Consider the following 17,192-nt stretch of genomic DNA (forward strand, 5'->3'; position numbering starts at 1 on the left):
CAGGTGAGCGATGCCGCGACCCCCTACTTCGACCTCGGTCCCGACCACCTCGAGCTGCGCTCGTGGCTGCACGACTTCGCCGCCGAGGTGATCCGCCCCGCCGCCCACGAGTGGGACGAGCGCGAGGAGTTCCCCTGGCCCGTGCTCGAGGAGGCGGCTCGCATCGGGCTCTACTCGGTGGACTTCTTCGCCACCCAGTCGATGGACCGCTCGGGCCTGGGCATCCCGGTGGCGATGGAGGAGATCTTCTGGGGCGACGCCGGCATCGGCCTCTCCATCGTGGGCACCGCCCTGGCCGCGGCCGGGGTGCGTGCGGGCGGCACCGACGAGCAGGTGGTCGAGTGGGTGCCGCAGATGTTCGGCGAGCCGGGCGACCTGCGGCTGGCCGCCTTCTGCTCCTCCGAGCCCGACGCCGGCAGCGACGTCGGCGCGATGCGCACGCGGGCGACGTACGACGAGGCGAGCGACGAGTGGGTGCTCAACGGCACCAAGACCTGGGCCACCAACGGTGGCCTCGCCGACGTGCACGTCGTCACCGCGGTCGTCGACCCCGACCTCCGGGCCCGCGGGCAGGCGAGCTTCGTGGTGCCCCCGGGCACCAAGGGCCTGAGCCAGGGCCAGAAGTTCGCCAAGCACGGCATCCGCGCCTCCCACACCGCCGAGGTCGTGCTCGACGCGGTGCGGGTGCCGGGGCGCTGCCTGCTGGGCGGCAAGGAGCGGCTCGACGAGCGGCTGGGCCGGGCCCGCGACGGCTCCCGCGCCGCGCAGGGCAACGCCAGCATGGCCACCTTCGAGCGCACCCGGCCCGCGGTCGGGGCGCAGGCCGTGGGCATCGCGCGGGCGGCCTACGAGGTGGCGCTCGACTACGCGCGCACCCGCGAGCAGTTCGGCCGCCCGATCATCGAGAACCAGGCCATCGCCTTCGCGCTCGCCGACATGCGCTCGCGCATCGACGCCGCCCGGCTGCTGGTGTGGCGCGCCGCGTGGATGGCCGCCTCGCGCCGCTCCTTCGACGCCGCCGAGGGCTCGATGTCGAAGCTGGTGGCCGGGGAGACCGCGGTGGCGGTGACCGGCCAGGCGATGCAGATCCTCGGCGGCAACGGCTTCACCCGCGAGTACCCCGTGGAGCGGATGGCGCGCGACGCCAAGATCTACACGATCTTCGAGGGCACCTCCGAGATCCAGCGCCTGGTCATCGCGCGGGCGATCTCGGGCGCGCCGATCCGGTGACCGCTGTGGCTCCGGTGGCCCCCGCAGCGCAGCGACGTCGCTTCCACGGCCGGATCGCCGGCGTCGGGTCGGCCTCGGGCGTGCGGGTGGTGGTCGGGCGCTGGGACCGCACCCCCTGGGGCCCGTTCTCCGACGCGATGGTGGCGCTGCCCTCGGGCCACCGGCTCCTGCTGGCCCCGACCGAGCGGGTCGCCGACTTCATCGCCTCGACGTACACCTTCGACGAGGTGCGGGTCGAGGCGTTCGGGACGACCGGGCCGCCCGGGGCCTGGTCGGTGCGCTCCGCGTCGCTCGACCTCGACCTGGCGCTCGGCGGGCGCACGCCCCTGGGCCGGCTGCTGGCGCTGGTGCCCGACGCGGTGGCGACGGCGCCGGCCTTCTGTGCGGCCGTCGACCCAGTCGCCCGTGTGGTGATGAGGGGCGTGCGCGCGCGCGGCTCGGCCGGCCAGGGCCGGCGCGAGTGGTACGGCGCCACCGACCACCACGCCGTCACCGCGATGACCGGGCGCCTCGAGGGCCGGGACCTCGGGGCCCTCGCCGACGTGCACCCGGCGCCCGACTTCGGCTTCTCCTCGACCCCGCGCCGGGCGTCGGTGACCTCGGTGGTCACGACCGTCGAGGTGCCCTGACCCGCCCCCGCCCGGTCACCCGGCCCAGGCGGCCCAGCTGCAGCATCGCCAGCGCACCCAGGGCGGGCCCGGGGGCCAGCAGCCAGAACGCCCACCGCCACCCGACGGCGTCGGCGAGCAGAGGCAGCAGCTGGATGGTCACCACCGAGAGCGTGAAGCCGATCGCGGTCTGCACGCTCAGCGCGGTGCCGACGTAGCGCTGGTCGGCGCTCTCGCTCAGCGCCGTGGAGAAGACGCCGGAGTCGGCGATCACCGACGCGCCCCACACCAGCAGGAAGACCACCAGCAGCGCGGGGCTGCCCGACCACAGCAGCGGGGCCAGCAGGCAGCAGCCCGCGCTGGTGGCCATCGCGGCCACGGCGGCGGGGGAGCGGCCGTAGCGGTCGGCGCCCCACCCGCCCAGCAGCGCGCCCACCAGCCCGGCGACCCCGACGGTCAGGAAGGTCAGCGCGCTCACGCCGGCGCCCGAGAGCGCCCACGCGGGCTGGTGCACCAGGAAGGCCGGCAGCCAGGTCCAGAGGGCGTAAAGCTCCCACATGTGCCCGAAGTAGCCCAGGTTGGCCAGCAGGGGGGCCCGGGTGCGCAGCCCCGCCAGCGCGTGCCGGGCCCGCGGGCGCTGACCGGGGGCCAGCAGCGGGCCGGGACGCAGCACCGTGAGCGCCACGACGCCGGCGCCGAGGGTGAGCGCCGAGGCCGTCAGCATCACCGCGCGCCACGGCAGCGGGCCCGAGGCGCTGATCAGGTGCGGCAGCGCCGAGCCCAGGGTCAGCGACCCGACCAGCACGCCGAAGGCGCGGCCGCGGTCGACCGGCAGCGACCACGACGCCATCAGCTTCATCCCGACCGGGTAGACCCCGGCCAGGAACGCCCCGGTCAGGAAGCGCAGCGGCAGCGCGAGCCACAGCCCGTCGGCGGCCGCGGCCAGCAGGGCGGTCGAGCCCGCCGCGCCGAAGGCGCACAGCGCCACCAGCCGCTGCGGCGGCATCCGGTCGGGCAGGTTGAGCACGCTCGAGGTCAGCGCGCCCACGACGAAGCCGATCTGCACGGCCCCGGTCAGCCACACCACCGAGGTGTCGCCCAGGCCCCACTCGCCGCGCAGCGTCGGCGCGATCGCGGTGGCCGAGAACCACACCGCCAGGCCGAGCACCTGGATCAGCGCGACCAACGAGCGCTGGAGACCGGCCCCGCGCAGGTCGGGGTCCGCGGTGCTCGCCGGGCTGCTCACCGAGACAGCCTCCCAGACCCTGGCGGGCGGGGCTCAGAGGTCGATCGCGCGGTTCACCCAGGTCGAGGAGACCACCATGCCGACGTGCTCGTAGAGCCCGAGCGCGCCGGTGCGCGAGTCGGTGGACAGGTAGCAGCGGGTCGCGCCGTGCCGACGGGCCAGCGCGAAGGCGTCGACCAGCATGGCCGCGGCCGGGCCCTGCCCCCGTCGCTCGCGGCGTACGCCGACCTTGGCGACGTAGCCGCCCGCGCCGGACAGGTGCACGTGCGTGGCGCCGACCAGCTCGCCGGCGCCGTCGTGGAGCAGGCGCAGGTTCCAGGGCTGGTGGCCCTCCCGGCCCCAGATGCGGGCGCCGAAGTCGGCCAACGGCTGGCGGGGCCGCTGCGCCCACTCGAGGAAGCAGTCCTCGAGCAGCGTCCAGGCCGCCTCGTGGTCGGCGGCGGTGGCGTCGCGCAGGGTGTGCCCGGCCGGCAGCGGCGCGTCGGGAAGGCGTACGTCGTCGGGCAGCTCGAGGTCCCAGGCCGTCCAGCGCTCGCGGTAGCCGAGGTCGGCCATCAGCCGGTCGGCGGCGCTGCCCTGCGGCACCTGGCTGCCGATGCGGGTGGCGCCGCGCTCGCGGGCCCGCTGCTGGACCCAGGCCGCGAGCCAGGTGCCGATGCCGCGGCCCTGGTGGGCGGGGTCGACCGCGGCGTAGGCGACGTCGTCACCGGCGTGGTCGACGTACCCGACCAGGCGTCCCTCGGGGTCCTCGACCCCGATGGTGCTGGTGGCGATGTCGTAGCTGGGCCGCAGCCAGTCGGAGCGGATGTCCTCGACGTCGACCTCGGGCGCCCCGAGGTCGACGGTCTCCTCGGCGCGCACCAGGGCGGTGACGGCCTCGGCGTCGTCGAGGACGAGGGGCCGGGTGCGCAGCCCCGGCGGCAGGGCCGGGCCGGCGGTGCGGGTGCTCATCTGGTGATGATGCGCCCGCCGGGCCGGCCCGGCACCTGATTTTCCCCGTGGGGGCTCAGGCGTTGCGGATCGCGGAGACGTCGAAGTCGAGCTTGATCTTCTCGGAGACGAGCACGCCACCGGTCTCGAGCGCGGCGTTCCAGGTCAGGCCCCAGTCCTTGCGGTTGATGGCGGTGCCGCCCTCGAAGCCGATGCGCACGTTGCCGAAGGGGTCCTGGGCCGAGCCGGTGGGCTCGAACTCGATGGTGACCGGGCGGGCGGTGCCCTTGATGGTCAGGTCGCCGGTGATGGCCCAGTCGGCGCCGTCGCGGGCCACGGAGGTGGAGACGAACGTGATGTCGGGGTGGGTCTCGGCGTCGAAGAAGTCGGCCGAGACGAGGTGCCCGTCGCGGTCGGCGCTGCCGGTGTCGATCGAGGCGGCCTTGATGGTGAGGCTGACCGAGGAGGCGGCCGGGTCGGCGGTGTCGACGTGGGCGGTGCCCGACCAGTCGGTGAAGTGGCCGCGCACGGTGGTGACCATCGCGTGCCGGGCGCTGAAGCCCAGGCGGCTGTGGCTGGCGTCGATGGTGTAGTCGCCCGAGATGTCCTCGAGGACGCTGGTGGGGGCGTCGAAGCCGGCGGCCGGGGCGGTGCTGGTCGCGCTGGTCGTGCCGGTCGTGTCGGTGGTGGTGTTCTTGCGGAAGATGGCCATGGCGGTCTCCTGAGGTTGGTGGGTGAATCTTCAACTACCTCAAGGCGGGAGTGTGTCGATCCATTCCCGGCGACGGAAGAAATCTTTCGCACGCACGACGAGCCGCGCCCCGGGCGGGGCGCGGCTCGTCGTGTGCTGGATGCGGTGCGGGACGCCTCAGGCGGCCTGGGCGGGCTGCGCCGCCGGGGCGGCAGCGGCCGCCGAGGCGGTCTCGGGCGTCGTCCAGCGCGACTCCAGGTGCGAACGTCCGTCCGCGTCGGTCACCATCACCCAGCTGCGGGTCGGGCCACCGGTCATCTGCGAGTCCGTCATCGGACACCTCCTGTTCACCTTCTGTTCACTTAAGGTACCACGGCGGATGTGACCGGATCCACTGACGGTGAAGGAATGGTCGACTCCCCCGATTCCTGCCCGAATTCGGGCAGGATGTTGCGCGACGGGTGGTCGATCCAGCAGATTGTGGCTCGTGACGGTCCCACGACGAGCGGCCGGCGCCCCCGACCCGGTGGCGCCGCTGGTGCAGCACCTCGTCGCCACCACCGGCCTCGACGAGGCCGAGGCGCGCCGCGTCGTCGGCGACGTCGTCGCCTTCCACCGCGAGGGCGTCGACGACTACGTACGCCGCCGCCACGCCGCGCTGCAGGCGCGCGGGCTGCGCAACCCCGAGATCTTCACCCGCGTCGCGGCCGAGCTGGCCGAGCGCGTGGTGGCACCACCCGTCCTCTCCGAGCGCCAGCTGCGCCGGATCGTCTACGGCTGAGGCCGTCCACCCCTGCACGACCACCCTGCACGAACCACGGCACGACCACCCAGGAGGCACCACCATGTGCGGAATCGTCGGCTACATCGGCACCCAGCAGGCAGCCCCGCTGCTGCTCGAGGGGCTCGGCCGCCTCGAGCACCGCGGCTACGACTCGGCCGGGATGGCCGTGCTCGGCACCGGCGGCGCGCTGCGCGTGGCCAAGCGCTCGGGGCGGGTGCGCGACCTCGCCGAGGAGGTGCCGGCCCGCTTCGGCGGCAAGGTCGGGATCGGCCACACGCGGTGGGCCACCCACGGCCCGGCGACCGACCACAACGCGCACCCGCACACCGACGTCGCGGGCCGCGTCGCGGTCGTGCACAACGGCATCCTCGACAACGCCTCCTCGCTGCGGGCGATGCTCGCCGACGAGGGCGTCGAGCTGGCCTCCGACACCGACACCGAGGTGCTGGCCCACCTGGTGGCCCGCTCGGGCGCCGACACCCTCGAGGGCCGGGTCGCCGACGCCCTGGGCGCCGTCGAGGGCACCTACGGCCTGGCGGTCGTGCACGCCGACTTCCCCGACCGCATCGTGGTGGCCCGCAACGGCAGCCCCCTGATCGTCGGCGTCGGCGACAAGGAGATGCACGTGGCCAGCGACCTGGCCGCCCTGGTGCGCTACACCACCACCGTCGCCTACCTCGACGACGGCGAGATGGCCACGGTGACCGCGCAGGGCTTCACCACCTACCGCCACGACACCGCCCAGCTGCACCGCACCCACCGTGACGCCGCCCGCGTCGACGTCGACCCGGCGGCGTACGAGATCGGCGAGCACGAGTCGTTCATGCACGCCGAGATGCTCGAGCAGCCCCGCGCCGCCGAGCGGGTGCTGCGCGGCCGGCTCGACGAGCGCTTCGGCACCTCCCACCTGGGCGGGCTCAACCTCGACGCCCGCGAGCTGCGGGCCATCCGGCGCGTCAAGATCCTCGGCTGCGGCTCCGCCTACTACGTCGGGCAGATGGGCGCCTCGATGATCGAGGAGCTGGCCCGCATCCCCGCCGACGCCGAGGCGGCCAGCGAGTTCCGCTACCGCGACCCGGTCATCGAGCCCGACACGCTCTACGTGGCGGTCAGCCAGTCGGGCGAGACCATCGACACCCTGCTCGCGGTGCAGGAGATCCGCCGCAAGGGCGGGCGCGTGGTCGGCCTGGTCAACGTCGTGGGCAGCGCGATCGCGCGCGAGTGCGACGGCGGCATCTACCTGCACGCCGGCCCCGAGGTGGCCGTGGCCAGCACCAAGGCGCTGACCACGATGTTCCTGGCCTTCTCGCTGCTGGCCCTGCAGCTGGGCCGGGTGCGCGACCTGTCGATCGCCGACGGCAAGCGGCTCATCGCCGGCCTGCAGCAGCTGCCCGAGCAGATCCAGTCGGTCCTCGACCGCGACGACGAGCTCGCGAAGGTCGCCGAGCGGCTCGCCGCCAGCGACAGCCTCTTCTTCATCGGCCGGGTGCGCGGCTTCCCCGTGGCCCGCGAGGGCGCCCAGAAGTTCAAGGAGATCACCTACCGCCACGCCGAGGCGTACCAGACCTCCGAGCTCAAGCACGGCCCGCTCGCGCTGATCAGCGAGGACGTGCCGACCGTGGCGCTGGTGCCCGACGACGAGCTGGTCGAGCGCAACGTCGCGGCCCTGCACGAGATCGCCGCGCGCCGGGGCCCGCTGGTCGTGGTCACCCACGAGGGCGTCGACCTCGGCGACCTGTCGGCGGCGCCCGGCACGCACCGCATCGACGTGCCGCGCAACGAGCGCGAGATCGACCCGATCCTGCTCACCATCCCGCTGCAGGTGCTGGCCTACCACGCCGCCAAGCACCTGGGTCTCGACGCCGACAAGCCGCGCAACCTGGCCAAGTCGGTCACCGTGGAGTGACCCCTGAGGTGACCCGGGCGGCGGGGCGTGATCCAGGCCACCGCGCGCAGGAATCGGGGCCGACGGCCGAGACGCACTACCTTATGGCAGTGACTTCCTCTGACACCGACCCCACGACCGTCGACGAGCAGGTGCCGACCTTCGTCGATCTCGGTCTGTCCGAGCCGGTGCTCAAGGCACTGTCCGACGTGGGCTACGAGACCCCCTCGGCCATCCAGGCCGCGACGATCCCGACCCTCCTCGAGGGCCGCGACGTCGTCGGACTGGCGCAGACCGGCACCGGCAAGACCGCCGCGTTCGCGCTGCCGATCCTCTCGAACCTCGACGTCGCGCAGAAGAGCCCGCAGGCGCTGGTGCTCGCCCCCACCCGCGAGCTCGCCCTGCAGGTCTGCGAGGCGTTCGAGAAGTACGCCGCCCGCATGCGCGGCGTGCACGTGCTGCCCGTCTACGGCGGCCAGGCCTACGGCGTGCAGCTCTCGGCGCTGCGCCGCGGCGTCCACGTGGTCGTCGGCACCCCCGGCCGGATCATGGACCACCTCGAGAAGGGCACGCTCGACCTGTCGCAGCTGCGCTTCCTGGTGCTCGACGAGGCCGACGAGATGCTCAACATGGGCTTTGCCGAGGACGTCGAGACGATCCTGGCCGACACCCCCGACGACAAGCAGGTGGCGCTGTTCTCGGCCACCATGCCCGCGCAGATCCGCCGGCTGTCCAAGAAGTACCTGTCGGACCCGGCCGAGATCACGGTCAAGCGCAGCGCGACCACCGCGGCCAACATCACCCAGCGCTACCTCACGGTCTCCTACCCGCAGAAGGTCGACGCGCTGACGCGCATCCTCGAGGTCGAGAACTTCGAGGGGATGATCGTCTTCGTCCGCACCAAGAACGAGACCGAGACCCTGGCCGAGAAGCTGCGGGCCCGCGGCTACTCCGCGGCCGCCATCAACGGCGACGTCGCCCAGGCCCAGCGCGAGCGCACCGTCAACCAGCTCAAGGCCGGCAAGCTCGACATCCTGGTCGCCACCGACGTCGCCGCCCGCGGCCTCGACGTCGAGCGGATCAGCCACGTCGTCAACTACGACATCCCCACCGACACCGAGTCCTACGTGCACCGCATCGGCCGCACCGGCCGCGCGGGTCGCACCGGTGACGCGATCTCGTTCATCACCCCGCGCGAGCGCTACCTGCTCAAGCACATCGAGAAGGCCACCAAGCAGCCGCTGACCCAGATGCAGCTGCCGACCGCCGAGGACGTCAACACCACCCGGCTGGCGCGCTTCGACGACCAGATCACCGAGGCGCTGGCCGACACCGCGACCATCGACCGCTTCCGCGACGTGGTGGCCCACTACGTGCGCGAGCACGACGTGCCCGAGGTCGACGTGGCTGCGGCCCTGGCGGTGCTCTCGCAGGGCGAGACCCCGCTGCTGATCGACCCCGAGGCCGACCGGGCCCGCGCCCAGCGCGAGGAGCGCCGCTCCGCGCCGAGCGGGCGCGACGAGCGCTCCGGCCAGGCCCGCGCCGAGCGGGCCCCGCGCCGCGGCGGCGACGCCAACCTGGCGACGTACCGCATCAACGTGGGCAAGCGCCACAAGGTCGAGCCGCGCCAGATCGTGGGTGCGCTGGCCAACGAGGGCGGCCTCTCGCGCAGCGACTTCGGCAAGATCCAGATCCGGCCCGACTTCTCGCTCGTCGAGCTGCCGGCCGACCTGGGCCCCGAGGTGTTCTCGGCGCTGGCCGACACGCGCATCTCGGGCAAGCTGATCGAGCTGCGCGCCGACAACGGTCCCCGCGGCGGCGGCTCCCGCCCGCCGCGCGGCGACAAGCCCGCGGGCGACTTCGACCGCAGGAAGCCGCGCCACAAGAAGCCCTGATCCTGCCTGCACCCGTCCTGGGGGCGGGTGCTGGTAGGAACGTCGCATGCGACGACTCGGGACCCTGGCCCTCCTCGGTGCGGGGGTGCTCGCCTCGGCGGGCCTCACCGGCTGCGACCAGGTCGCCGACACGCTGAGCGGGCCCGAGCCGCGCCCGGCCGCCGAGGCGTACGCCGCCGCCCTCGCGGCGGGCACGCCGGGCTCCGTGCCGCTGGCCGAGCCGGCGGCCGCTGCCGCGGACGAGGCCCATGCCGGGCTGGTCGCGGGCCTGGAGCCGGCCTTCGGCGGCGTCGAGCCCCGGGTCGAGGTGCTCGACGTCAGCCGCAGCGGCGACGTCGCCGAGGTCGACCTGGGCTGGACCTGGGCGCTGCCGGCGGGCGAGTGGTCCTACGAGTCGACCACCAGCCTGCGCCTGGTCGACGACGAGTGGCGCGCGGTGTGGCAGCCGGGCGTGGTCGAGCCCAGCCTGGTCGAGGGCGAGGTGCTCGACGCCTCCACCCTGGGCGCGTCGCGGGGCGACGTCGTCGGCGCCGGGGGCGAGCCGATCGTGACCGAGCGGCCGGTCGTGCGCCTCGGTGTCGACCGCGGGGCGGTCTCGCCGAAGCAGGCGGTGCGCGCCGCCGAGCGCCTGGCCGGGCTCGCCGACCTCGACGTGGCGGCGTACCGCGACCGGGTCGAGGCGGCGGGGGAGCGGGCCTTCGTCGAGGCGATCGTCTACCGGGCCGCCGAGGTCCCGGGCCCGGTGGCCCGGGCCGCCGGGTCCACCGCGGGCGTGGTCGCCATCGCCGACGAGCAGCCCCTGGCCCCGACCCGCGACTTCGCCGCCGAGCTGCTGGGCAGCGTCGGCGAGGTGACCGCCGAGATGATGGCCGACCAGCCCGGCGTCTACCGCATGGGTGACCGGGCCGGCCTCTCGGGCCTGCAGGCGCGCTACGACGAGGAGCTGCGCGGCAGCCCGGGCATGCTGGTGCGCGCCGTCGACGACGCCCCCGGCGCCAGCGGGGGCGAGCGCGAGCTGGTGGCGATGCCGGCCACCGACGGAGACGACCTGGTGCTCAGCCTCGACGTCGACCTGCAGCGCACCGCCGAGCAGCTGCTGGCCGGCGTCGGCCCCGCCAGCGCCCTGGTCGCCCTGCGGCCCAGCACCGGTGAGGTGCTGGCGGCCGCCAACGGGCCCGGGGTCGGGGCGACGAACGTCGCGACGTTCGGCCAGGCGGCGCCGGGCAGCACCTTCAAGATCGTCACCAGCCTGGCGCTGCTGCGCTCCGGGCTGACCCCGGGATCGACGGTGCGCTGCACCCCCGGCGTCGTCGTCGACGGGCGCCGCTTCACCAACTACTCCGACTACCCCGCGGCCGACCTGGGGCCGATCCCGCTGCGGCGGGCGATCGCGAGCTCGTGCAACACCGCCCTGATCGCCGAGGGCGGGCGCATCGACGGCACCGACCTCTACGACGCCGCCGCCACGCTGGGCCTGGGCATCGACCACGACCTCGGCTTCCCGGCGTACTTCGGCAGCGTGCCCCAGCCCGAGACCGACACCGAGGCCGCCGCCGCGCTGATCGGCCAGGGCCGGGTGCTGGCCTCGCCGATGGCGATGGCGGCCGTGGTCGCCAGCGTGCAGGAGGGCGCGACCGTGGTGCCGACGCTGGTCGAGGGCTACACCGACGAGCCGCCCGAGGGGGCCGCACCGCTGACGAGGGGCGAGGCCGAGGCGCTGCGCTCGATGCTGCGCGAGGTGGTGGTCTCGGGCAGCGGTCGCGGGCTGGCCGACCTGCCCGGCCCGGCCGTGCTGGCCAAGACCGGCACCGCCGAGTTCGAGCGCGACGGCGAGGTGCTCACCCACGCCTGGATGGTGGCCGCCCAGGGCGACCTCGCGGTCGCGGCGTACGTCGAGGTGGGCGAGTCGGGCTCGCGCACCGCGGGCCCGCTCGTCGAGGCGATGCTGCGAAAGAGGTGAACCCCTCGCCGCATGGGGTCGGCGAGGGGTCCACAGCCGTCTTCTGAGTGCTCCCTCCGAAGTCGACGTGTCCGAGTATGCCACGACCCGCCGGACGGGTGAAGGGCGTTGGGTGGAGCCGGTCGTGGTGCGAGGATCGCGCCATGACCGGTCCCGACCTGACCCCCGACCTCGCCGCCCTGCTGCCCGACGAGCACCGCCGACTCCTCGTGGGGGGCCGCTGGCGCGACGCCGAGGACGGCGCCACCTTCACCGTGCACGACCCGGCCGACGGCTCGGTGCTGACCCGGGTCGCCGACGCCTCCGTGGGCGACGCCGTCGAGGCGCTCGACGCCGCGGTGGCCGCCCAGCCCGCCTGGGCCGCGACGCCGCCGCGTGAGCGCGGCGAGATCCTGCGCCGCGCCTTCGAGATGATCGCCGACCGGGCCGACGACCTGGCGATGCTGATGAGCCTCGAGATGGGCAAGACCGTCAAGGAGGCCAAGGGCGAGGTCGGCTACGGCAACGAGTTCTTCCGGTGGTACTCCGAGGAGGCGGTGCGCATCCACGGCCGGTGGATGCAGGCACCGGCCGGCGGCAGCCGCCTGCTGACGATCAAGAAGCCCGTCGGGCCGTGCTTCTTCGTCACCCCGTGGAACTTCCCGCTGGCGATGGGCACCCGCAAGATCGGCCCGGCGGTCGCCGCCGGCTGCACGATGGTGGTCAAGCCGGCGGCCCAGACGCCGCTCACGATGCTGGCGCTGGCCGCCATCCTCGGCGAGGCGGGGCTGCCCGACGGGGTGCTCAACGTGCTGCCCTCCACCCACGCCAAGGAGATGAGCCAGGCGCTGCAGGGCGACGACCGGCTGCGCAAGGTCTCCTTCACCGGCTCGACCGGCGTGGGCCGCACCCTGGTGCGCCAGTCGGCCGACCAGCTGCAGCGGGTGAGCATGGAGCTGGGCGGCAACGCCCCGTTCCTGGTCTTCGCCGACGCCGACCTCGACGCCGCGGTCGACGGCGCGATGGTGGCCAAGATGCGCAACATGGGCGAGGCCTGCACCGCGGCCAACCGCTTCCTGGTGCACCAGGACGTCGCCGCCGAGTTCGCCGAGAAGCTCGCCGCCCGGATGGGCGCCCTCTCGCTGGGCCGCGGCCAGGACGAGGGCGTCGACGTCGGCCCGCTGATCGACGAGGACGCGGTCGACTCGGTCGCCCGGCTGGTCACCGACGCCGTGCACGACGGGGCCCGGGTGGTCACCGGCGGCGGACGCCCCGACGGCGCCGGGTGGTTCTACCAGCCGACCGTGCTCCTCGACGTGCCCGCCGAGTCGGCGATCAACACCGAGGAGATCTTCGGCCCGGTCGCGCCGATCACCACCTTCACGACCGAGGACGAGGCCGTCGCGGCCGCCAACGCCACCGAGTACGGCCTGGCCTCCTACGTCTACACCCGCGACCTGTCCCGCACGATCCGGATGGCCGAGGCGCTCGACTTCGGCATGGTCGGCGTCAACACCGGCCTGATCTCCAACCCCGCGGCACCCTTCGGCGGCGTCAAGGCCTCCGGCTTCGGCCGCGAGGGCGGCTTCGAGGGCATCGAGGAGTACCTGGAGACGACGTACGTCGCCCTCCCCGTCACCTGACCCGGCCCAGATCTCGCGCTGACCCGGCGCAGATGTCGCGCCGACCCGGCCCGGACCTCCACCTGCGGAGGTCCGGGCCGGTCGTCACTGGTCGGCGCCGGAGGCCTCGAGGCCGCTGCTCGCGGCGGCCTTGCCCACCGAGCTCTTGATGAGCGCCTCCAGGTCGAGACCGGTGGTGGCCTTGAGCATGCTCATCGTCTGGGTGACGTTGTCGGTGACCTGCTTGGGCATCGCGCCGGCACCGTCGGTCGAGATCACGGTGAGCTGGTCGATGGCGCTGATCGGCGCCGCGACCTCCTTGGCGACCTTGGGCAGCACCTCGATCAGCATCTGCAGCACCGCGGCGTCGTTGTAGTGCGCGAACGCCTCGGCGCGCCGGTCCATCGCCTCGGCCTCGGCCTGGCCCACGGCCAGGGTTGCCGCGGCCTGGGCCTCGCCCTCGGCGCGGGTCGCGTCGGCCTCCGCCGTACGCCGCGCGCGCTCGGCGGCACCGCGGCGCTCGCCCTCGATCGCCTCGGCCTCGGCGAGCGCCGCGCGCCGCGACTTCTCCGCCTCACCCGAGAGCCGGGCCTCCTGGGCCTTGGCCTCGGCGGCGGCGATGGTCGAGGCCTTGCGGGCCTCGGCAGCCGCGATCTCGGCGCTGCGGCGGGCCTCGGCCTCCTGCTCGACGCGGTAGCGCTCGGCGTCGGCGGGCTTGCGGACCTCGGTCTCGAGCTGGCGCTCGGTCAGCGCCGCCTGCCGCACCGCGACCTTCTCCTGCTCGGTGAGGATCGACTGGTCGCGGTCGGCCTGGGCCAGCGGGCCGGCGGCCGCGGCCTGCGCGGACGCGGCGTCGGTCTCGGCCTTGATCTCCGACTGCTTGAGCGCCAGCACGCGCTGCGAGATCGCGATCTCCTGCTCGGCGGCGATCTGGGCCTGCTCGGCGGCCTGGCGGGCGTTCGCCTCGGCGATGCGCGCCTCCTGCGCGACCCGGGCGGCCTCGGGACGACCCAGGTCGGCCAGGTAGGTGCCGTCGTCGGTGACGTCCTGGATCTGGAAGGTGTCGAGGATCAGGCCCTGGCCGGTCAGGGAGTTCTCCGACTCGTCGGCCACCCGCTGGGCGAAGGCCGCCCGGTCGCGGATGATCTGCTCGACGGTCAGCCCACCCACGATGGAGCGCAGCGCACCGGCGAGCACCTCCTGGGTGTAGGACTCGACGTCGGCCTGCTGGGAGAGGAAGCGCTGGGCGGCCAGGCGGATCTGGTCGGCGTTGCCACCGACCTTGACGATGGCCACGCCCTCGACGTTGAGCTTGATGCCCTGGCCCGACACCGCGCCGCGGATCTGCACCGAGATCCGGCGCGAGGACAGGTCGAGGGTGCCGAGCTTCTGCACGAAGGGGATGACGAACGTGCCACCGCCGAGGATCACCTTCTGCCCCGACAGGTCGGTGGTCAGCTCGCCGGTCTCCGGGTTGACCACGGCCTTGCCCTTGCGGCCGGTGACGATGAAGGCCTCGTTGGGCCCGGCGACCTTGTAGCGGCTGGTGACCAGGAGCACCAGCAGGACGAAGAGGACGACGAATCCGCCGACGGGGATCAGCACGGACGTGTTCACACGGGACTCCTTGGGAGGACTGGGGCGAGGTGGTGCCGGGTGGTGGTGCCGGTGGTGGTGCCGGGGATCAGCCGAGCTCGCGCCACGTGGGCGCGACCGTGACGGCGGTGGGGGAGACGGTGCTGGTGACGTGGACCCGCGTGCCGGGCTCGACGGGGATCGGGTGGTCGGTGTCGAGCCGGGCGTTGAGGCGCATCTCGTGCCCGCCGACCAGCACCTTGACCGTGCCGTAGCCGTCGGCGGGGATGGCCGTGAGCACGACGGCCTCGCGGCCGACGGTGTCGTCGGTGCGCGGCGAGGTGCCCGAGGTGTCGTCGCGCAGCAGCCGGGTCAGCCAGGCGGCGAACCAGCCGAAGCCGACCCCTGCCGCGACCCCGGCGGGCGCCGAGACCAGGAGCGGTGCCCCGAGCCCCTCGGCGAGCGCGCCGCCGAAGCCCAGCGCCGAGAGGAAGGCCCCGATCACCGCGCTCGAGAACGTGTCGCCGGCCAGGGCGTCGAGCGCACCGTCGAGCAGGTCGCCGACCACCAGCGAGACCAGGAGCAGCAGGAGACCGAGCACGCCGATGATGAGGTACGTCGTCACGTGCCCAGCCTCCCCCACGTGGGCGGTCCCCGCAGCACCGGCCTTTACCCGGGCCGGTTCGGGCCGGGTCGGGGCGAAGTTCGGGCCGGGTCAGCGCGAAGTCTGGGCCGGGTCGGCGATGATGGGGCGCATGCTGCTCGAGGGTGACGTGGTGGCGGTCTACGAGGACTTCGCCAGGTACACCGACGACTCGCCGTGCTTCACCGAGTGGGCGCTCGGGGTGGTCGGCGACGCCGAGGTGCGGGCCTGGCTCGAGACCCTGCCGGCGCCGCGCCGCCAGCCCAACCTGGTCTTCGCGGCCGCGCGGTGGCACGGCGTCGCCACCCCCGCGCCGTACGCCGCCCTGCGTGCGGCGCTGCTGGGCGACGACGGGTCGATCCGGGCCACGATCCTGGAGCGGCGCACCCAGACCAACGAGGCCGGGCGGATGGCCACCCTGCTGCCGGCGCTGGCCGCGCTCGGCCCCGGCCCGCTGGCGCTGGTCGAGGTGGGGGCGAGCGCCGGCCTGTGCCTCTACCCGGACCGCTGGGGCCACCGCTACCGCGCCGCCGACGGGCGGGTCGTGCACGAGGTGGGCGTCGACGGCGACCGACCGGTGCTGGAGTGCCGCATCAGCGGCCACGACGGTGCCCGGGCCCCCCTGCCCCGGGACCTGCCCACCATCGCCTGGCGCGGCGGCGTCGACCTGCACCCCCTCGACGTGACCGACGCCGACGCGACGGCGTGGCTCGAGGCGCTGGTCTGGCCCGAGCACGACGACCGGCGCCGGGTGCTGGCGAGCGCGGTCGAGGTCGCGCGCGGCGACCCGCCGCAGCTGGTGGCCGGCGACCTGGTCGAGGAGCTGCCGGCGCTGGTCGAGCGCGCCTCGGCGCACGGGCGGGTCGTGGTGCAGCACAGCGCGGTGCTGAGCTACCTGCCCGAGCCTGCTCGCCGCGAGGCCGAGTCGCTGCTGCGCGGACTGGTCGCCGAGGGCGCCTGCCACTGGCTCAGCAACGAGGGTCCCGACGTGCTGCCCGCGGTCACCGGCACCGGTCCGGCCCCGCCGCCCGGGTCCTTCGTGCTCGGCCTCGACGCGCGCGCCGTGGCCTGGACGCACGGCCACGGCCGCACCCTGACCTGGACCGGCCTCAGCTCATGAGCGCGCCGGCGAGCTCGCGACGCGAGGTGATCTGCACCTTGCGGTAGACCCGCGACAGGTGCCACTCGACGGCCTTGACCGTCACCACCAGCGCGGTGGCGATCTCGCGGTTGCTCAGCCCCTGCACGGCCAGCTCGGCGACCCGGCGCTCGGCCAGGGTCAGCGCCGCGAGCGCCTCGCTGCGGCTCTCGGTGCCGGCGCCGACGAGGTCGAGCAGGCGCCGGGCCCGCTGGCGCAGCGGCCACAGGCCCTCCTGGGCGGCGTACGTCTCGGCGTCGCGCAGCAGCCGCAGCACCTGCAGCGACGACCCGCTGCCCGAGAGCACCAGCAGCCCCGCCAGGTCGGTGTCGACCTGGGCGGCCAGCCGCGCGGCGTCGATGGGGGCGAGCGCCGCGCGCGCCTCCTCGAGCAGCCCGACCCCCTCGGTGGTGGGGCTGACCGTGGCCAGGGCGCGCAGGCCGTGCGCGACGGCGTACGCCGACCCCACCGCCCGGCCGACCCGCAGGTGGGCGCGGGCCTGGCGGGCCGCGTCCTCGCTGCGGCGCGCCCGGGCCAGCGCCAGGGCCTGGTTGGCCCGCCAGGGCAGCTGCTCGGGGTCGGCGCCGGGGGCCAGGACGCCGGCCCGCGCGTGGTGCTCGACCGAGGAGTCCACGTCGCCGGCGGCCGCCGCCAGCTCGCCGAGCGCGTGGTGGGCGACGGCGGCGCCGGCCTGGCCGCTGGGCCCCGGAGCCGCGACCAGCGCCAGCAGCGGCGCGACGAGCGTGGCGGCCGTGGTGAGGTCGCCCCGCCCGAGGAGGACCTCGGCCCGGGCGGCCAGCAGCCCGGCCTGGTCGGTGTGGCCCGAGGGGGTGGTGGCGGCGAGGGCGGCGAGCGCCGACGCGGCGTCGCGCACTCGCCCGGCGCGCAGCAGTGACCCGGCGTGCTGGAGCGGGGTGGTGGCGGCGATGCGGGTGGTCGGGCCCCCCGATCGGGTGTGCGGCATGGCAGCAGCGTAGGAAGGTAAAGTTTTACCCGGGGCTTTTTC

15 protein-coding genes are annotated in these 17,192 nt (G+C 74.5%); 8 read left to right on the forward strand and 7 right to left on the reverse strand.

Features of this window, described 5'->3' with window-relative positions:
* The first annotated feature begins 3 nt into the window (after positions 1–3).
* Positions 4–1,230, forward strand: a complete 1,227-nt coding sequence (locus JOE61_RS22500) for an acyl-CoA dehydrogenase family protein (RefSeq protein WP_193669445.1) — start codon at positions 4–6, stop codon at positions 1,228–1,230.
* Positions 1,231–1,244: 14 nt separating this feature from the next.
* Complete coding sequence (locus JOE61_RS10740) at positions 1,245–1,859, forward strand: hypothetical protein (RefSeq protein WP_204797215.1); 615 nt, start codon at positions 1,245–1,247, stop codon at positions 1,857–1,859.
* Here the strand turns inward: JOE61_RS10740 and JOE61_RS10745 are convergent.
* The 4 genes from JOE61_RS10745 to JOE61_RS10760 all read right to left on the reverse strand — a co-directional run bounded on the left by JOE61_RS10745 (position 1,837) and on the right by JOE61_RS10760 (position 5,038).
* Positions 1,837–3,084, reverse strand: a complete 1,248-nt coding sequence (locus tag JOE61_RS10745) for an MFS transporter (RefSeq protein ID WP_204797216.1) — start codon at positions 3,082–3,084, stop codon at positions 1,837–1,839. The genes JOE61_RS10740 and JOE61_RS10745 overlap by 23 nt on opposite strands.
* Before the next feature lie 33 nt (positions 3,085–3,117).
* Positions 3,118–4,035, reverse strand: coding sequence for a GNAT family N-acetyltransferase (locus tag JOE61_RS10750; protein WP_193669447.1), 918 nt, complete (start codon positions 4,033–4,035; stop codon positions 3,118–3,120).
* Positions 4,036–4,090: 55 nt separating this feature from the next.
* The gene (locus JOE61_RS10755; protein WP_193669448.1) at positions 4,091–4,726 is read right to left on the reverse strand and encodes a YceI family protein; all 636 of its coding nucleotides are present in this window, start codon (positions 4,724–4,726) and stop codon (positions 4,091–4,093) included.
* Positions 4,727–4,882: 156 nt separating this feature from the next.
* Positions 4,883–5,038 carry a hypothetical protein gene (locus JOE61_RS10760; RefSeq protein WP_193669449.1) on the reverse strand — a complete coding sequence of 52 codons (156 nt, stop codon included), beginning with the start codon at positions 5,036–5,038 and terminating at the stop codon, positions 4,883–4,885.
* 154 nt (positions 5,039–5,192) lie between these two features.
* Between JOE61_RS10760 and JOE61_RS10765 the strand changes: the two genes are divergently transcribed.
* The 5 genes from JOE61_RS10765 (at position 5,193) to JOE61_RS10785 (ending at position 12,851) form a co-directional block, all read left to right on the forward strand.
* Positions 5,193–5,486 carry a hypothetical protein gene (locus JOE61_RS10765; RefSeq protein ID WP_307822936.1) on the forward strand — a complete coding sequence of 98 codons (294 nt, stop codon included), beginning with the start codon at positions 5,193–5,195 and terminating at the stop codon, positions 5,484–5,486.
* A 64-nt stretch (positions 5,487–5,550) separates the two neighbouring features.
* On the forward strand, positions 5,551–7,395 hold the full coding sequence (glmS, locus tag JOE61_RS10770) for a glutamine--fructose-6-phosphate transaminase (isomerizing) (RefSeq protein ID WP_193669450.1): 1,845 nt from the start codon (positions 5,551–5,553) through the stop codon (positions 7,393–7,395).
* An 83-nt stretch (positions 7,396–7,478) separates the two neighbouring features.
* On the forward strand, positions 7,479–9,269 hold the full coding sequence (locus JOE61_RS10775) for a DEAD/DEAH box helicase (RefSeq protein WP_193669451.1): 1,791 nt from the start codon (positions 7,479–7,481) through the stop codon (positions 9,267–9,269).
* 46 nt (positions 9,270–9,315) lie between these two features.
* Positions 9,316–11,229 carry a penicillin-binding transpeptidase domain-containing protein gene (locus JOE61_RS10780; protein WP_193669452.1) on the forward strand — a complete coding sequence of 638 codons (1,914 nt, stop codon included), beginning with the start codon at positions 9,316–9,318 and terminating at the stop codon, positions 11,227–11,229.
* A 143-nt stretch (positions 11,230–11,372) separates the two neighbouring features.
* On the forward strand, positions 11,373–12,851 hold the full coding sequence (locus tag JOE61_RS10785; RefSeq protein WP_193669453.1) for an NAD-dependent succinate-semialdehyde dehydrogenase: 1,479 nt from the start codon (positions 11,373–11,375) through the stop codon (positions 12,849–12,851).
* An 84-nt stretch (positions 12,852–12,935) separates the two neighbouring features.
* Here JOE61_RS10785 and JOE61_RS10790 read toward each other — a convergent pair whose 3' ends face one another.
* The gene (locus JOE61_RS10790) at positions 12,936–14,447 is read right to left on the reverse strand and encodes a flotillin family protein (RefSeq protein ID WP_193669454.1); all 1,512 of its coding nucleotides are present in this window, start codon (positions 14,445–14,447) and stop codon (positions 12,936–12,938) included.
* A 67-nt stretch (positions 14,448–14,514) separates the two neighbouring features.
* On the reverse strand, positions 14,515–15,030 hold the full coding sequence (locus JOE61_RS22505; protein ID WP_193669455.1) for an NfeD family protein: 516 nt from the start codon (positions 15,028–15,030) through the stop codon (positions 14,515–14,517).
* A gap of 130 nt (positions 15,031–15,160) precedes the next feature.
* Between JOE61_RS22505 and JOE61_RS10800 the strand changes: the two genes are divergently transcribed.
* Positions 15,161–16,168, forward strand: coding sequence for a DUF2332 domain-containing protein (locus JOE61_RS10800; protein WP_193669456.1), 1,008 nt, complete (start codon positions 15,161–15,163; stop codon positions 16,166–16,168).
* Here the strand turns inward: JOE61_RS10800 and JOE61_RS10805 are convergent.
* Positions 16,158–17,150 (reverse strand): helix-turn-helix domain-containing protein, encoded by a 993-nt coding sequence (locus tag JOE61_RS10805; protein ID WP_193669457.1) that lies wholly within the window; start codon positions 17,148–17,150, stop codon positions 16,158–16,160. The two genes, JOE61_RS10800 and JOE61_RS10805, sit on opposite strands and share 11 nt — an antisense overlap.
* Positions 17,151–17,192: the final 42 nt, after the last annotated feature.

It is taken from the genome of Nocardioides salarius (assembly GCF_016907435.1).
In the GTDB taxonomy this organism is placed as follows: domain Bacteria; phylum Actinomycetota; class Actinomycetes; order Propionibacteriales; family Nocardioidaceae; genus Nocardioides; species Nocardioides salarius.

Coding starts and splice junctions, on each gene's coding strand:
- JOE61_RS10750 (WP_193669447.1), bottom strand. CDS start 4,035: ATGAGCACCCGCACCGCCGGCCCGGCCCTGCCGCCGGGGCTGCGCACC.
- JOE61_RS10755 (WP_193669448.1), bottom strand. CDS start 4,726: ATGGCCATCTTCCGCAAGAACACCACCACCGACACGACCGGCACGACC.
- JOE61_RS10760 (WP_193669449.1), bottom strand. CDS start 5,038: ATGACGGACTCGCAGATGACCGGTGGCCCGACCCGCAGCTGGGTGATG.
- glmS (WP_193669450.1), top strand. CDS start 5,551: ATGTGCGGAATCGTCGGCTACATCGGCACCCAGCAGGCAGCCCCGCTG.
- JOE61_RS10775 (WP_193669451.1), top strand. CDS start 7,479: ATGGCAGTGACTTCCTCTGACACCGACCCCACGACCGTCGACGAGCAG.
- JOE61_RS10780 (WP_193669452.1), top strand. CDS start 9,316: ATGCGACGACTCGGGACCCTGGCCCTCCTCGGTGCGGGGGTGCTCGCC.
- JOE61_RS10785 (WP_193669453.1), top strand. CDS start 11,373: ATGACCGGTCCCGACCTGACCCCCGACCTCGCCGCCCTGCTGCCCGAC.
- JOE61_RS10800 (WP_193669456.1), top strand. CDS start 15,161: ATGCTGCTCGAGGGTGACGTGGTGGCGGTCTACGAGGACTTCGCCAGG.
- JOE61_RS10805 (WP_193669457.1), bottom strand. CDS start 17,150: ATGCCGCACACCCGATCGGGGGGCCCGACCACCCGCATCGCCGCCACC.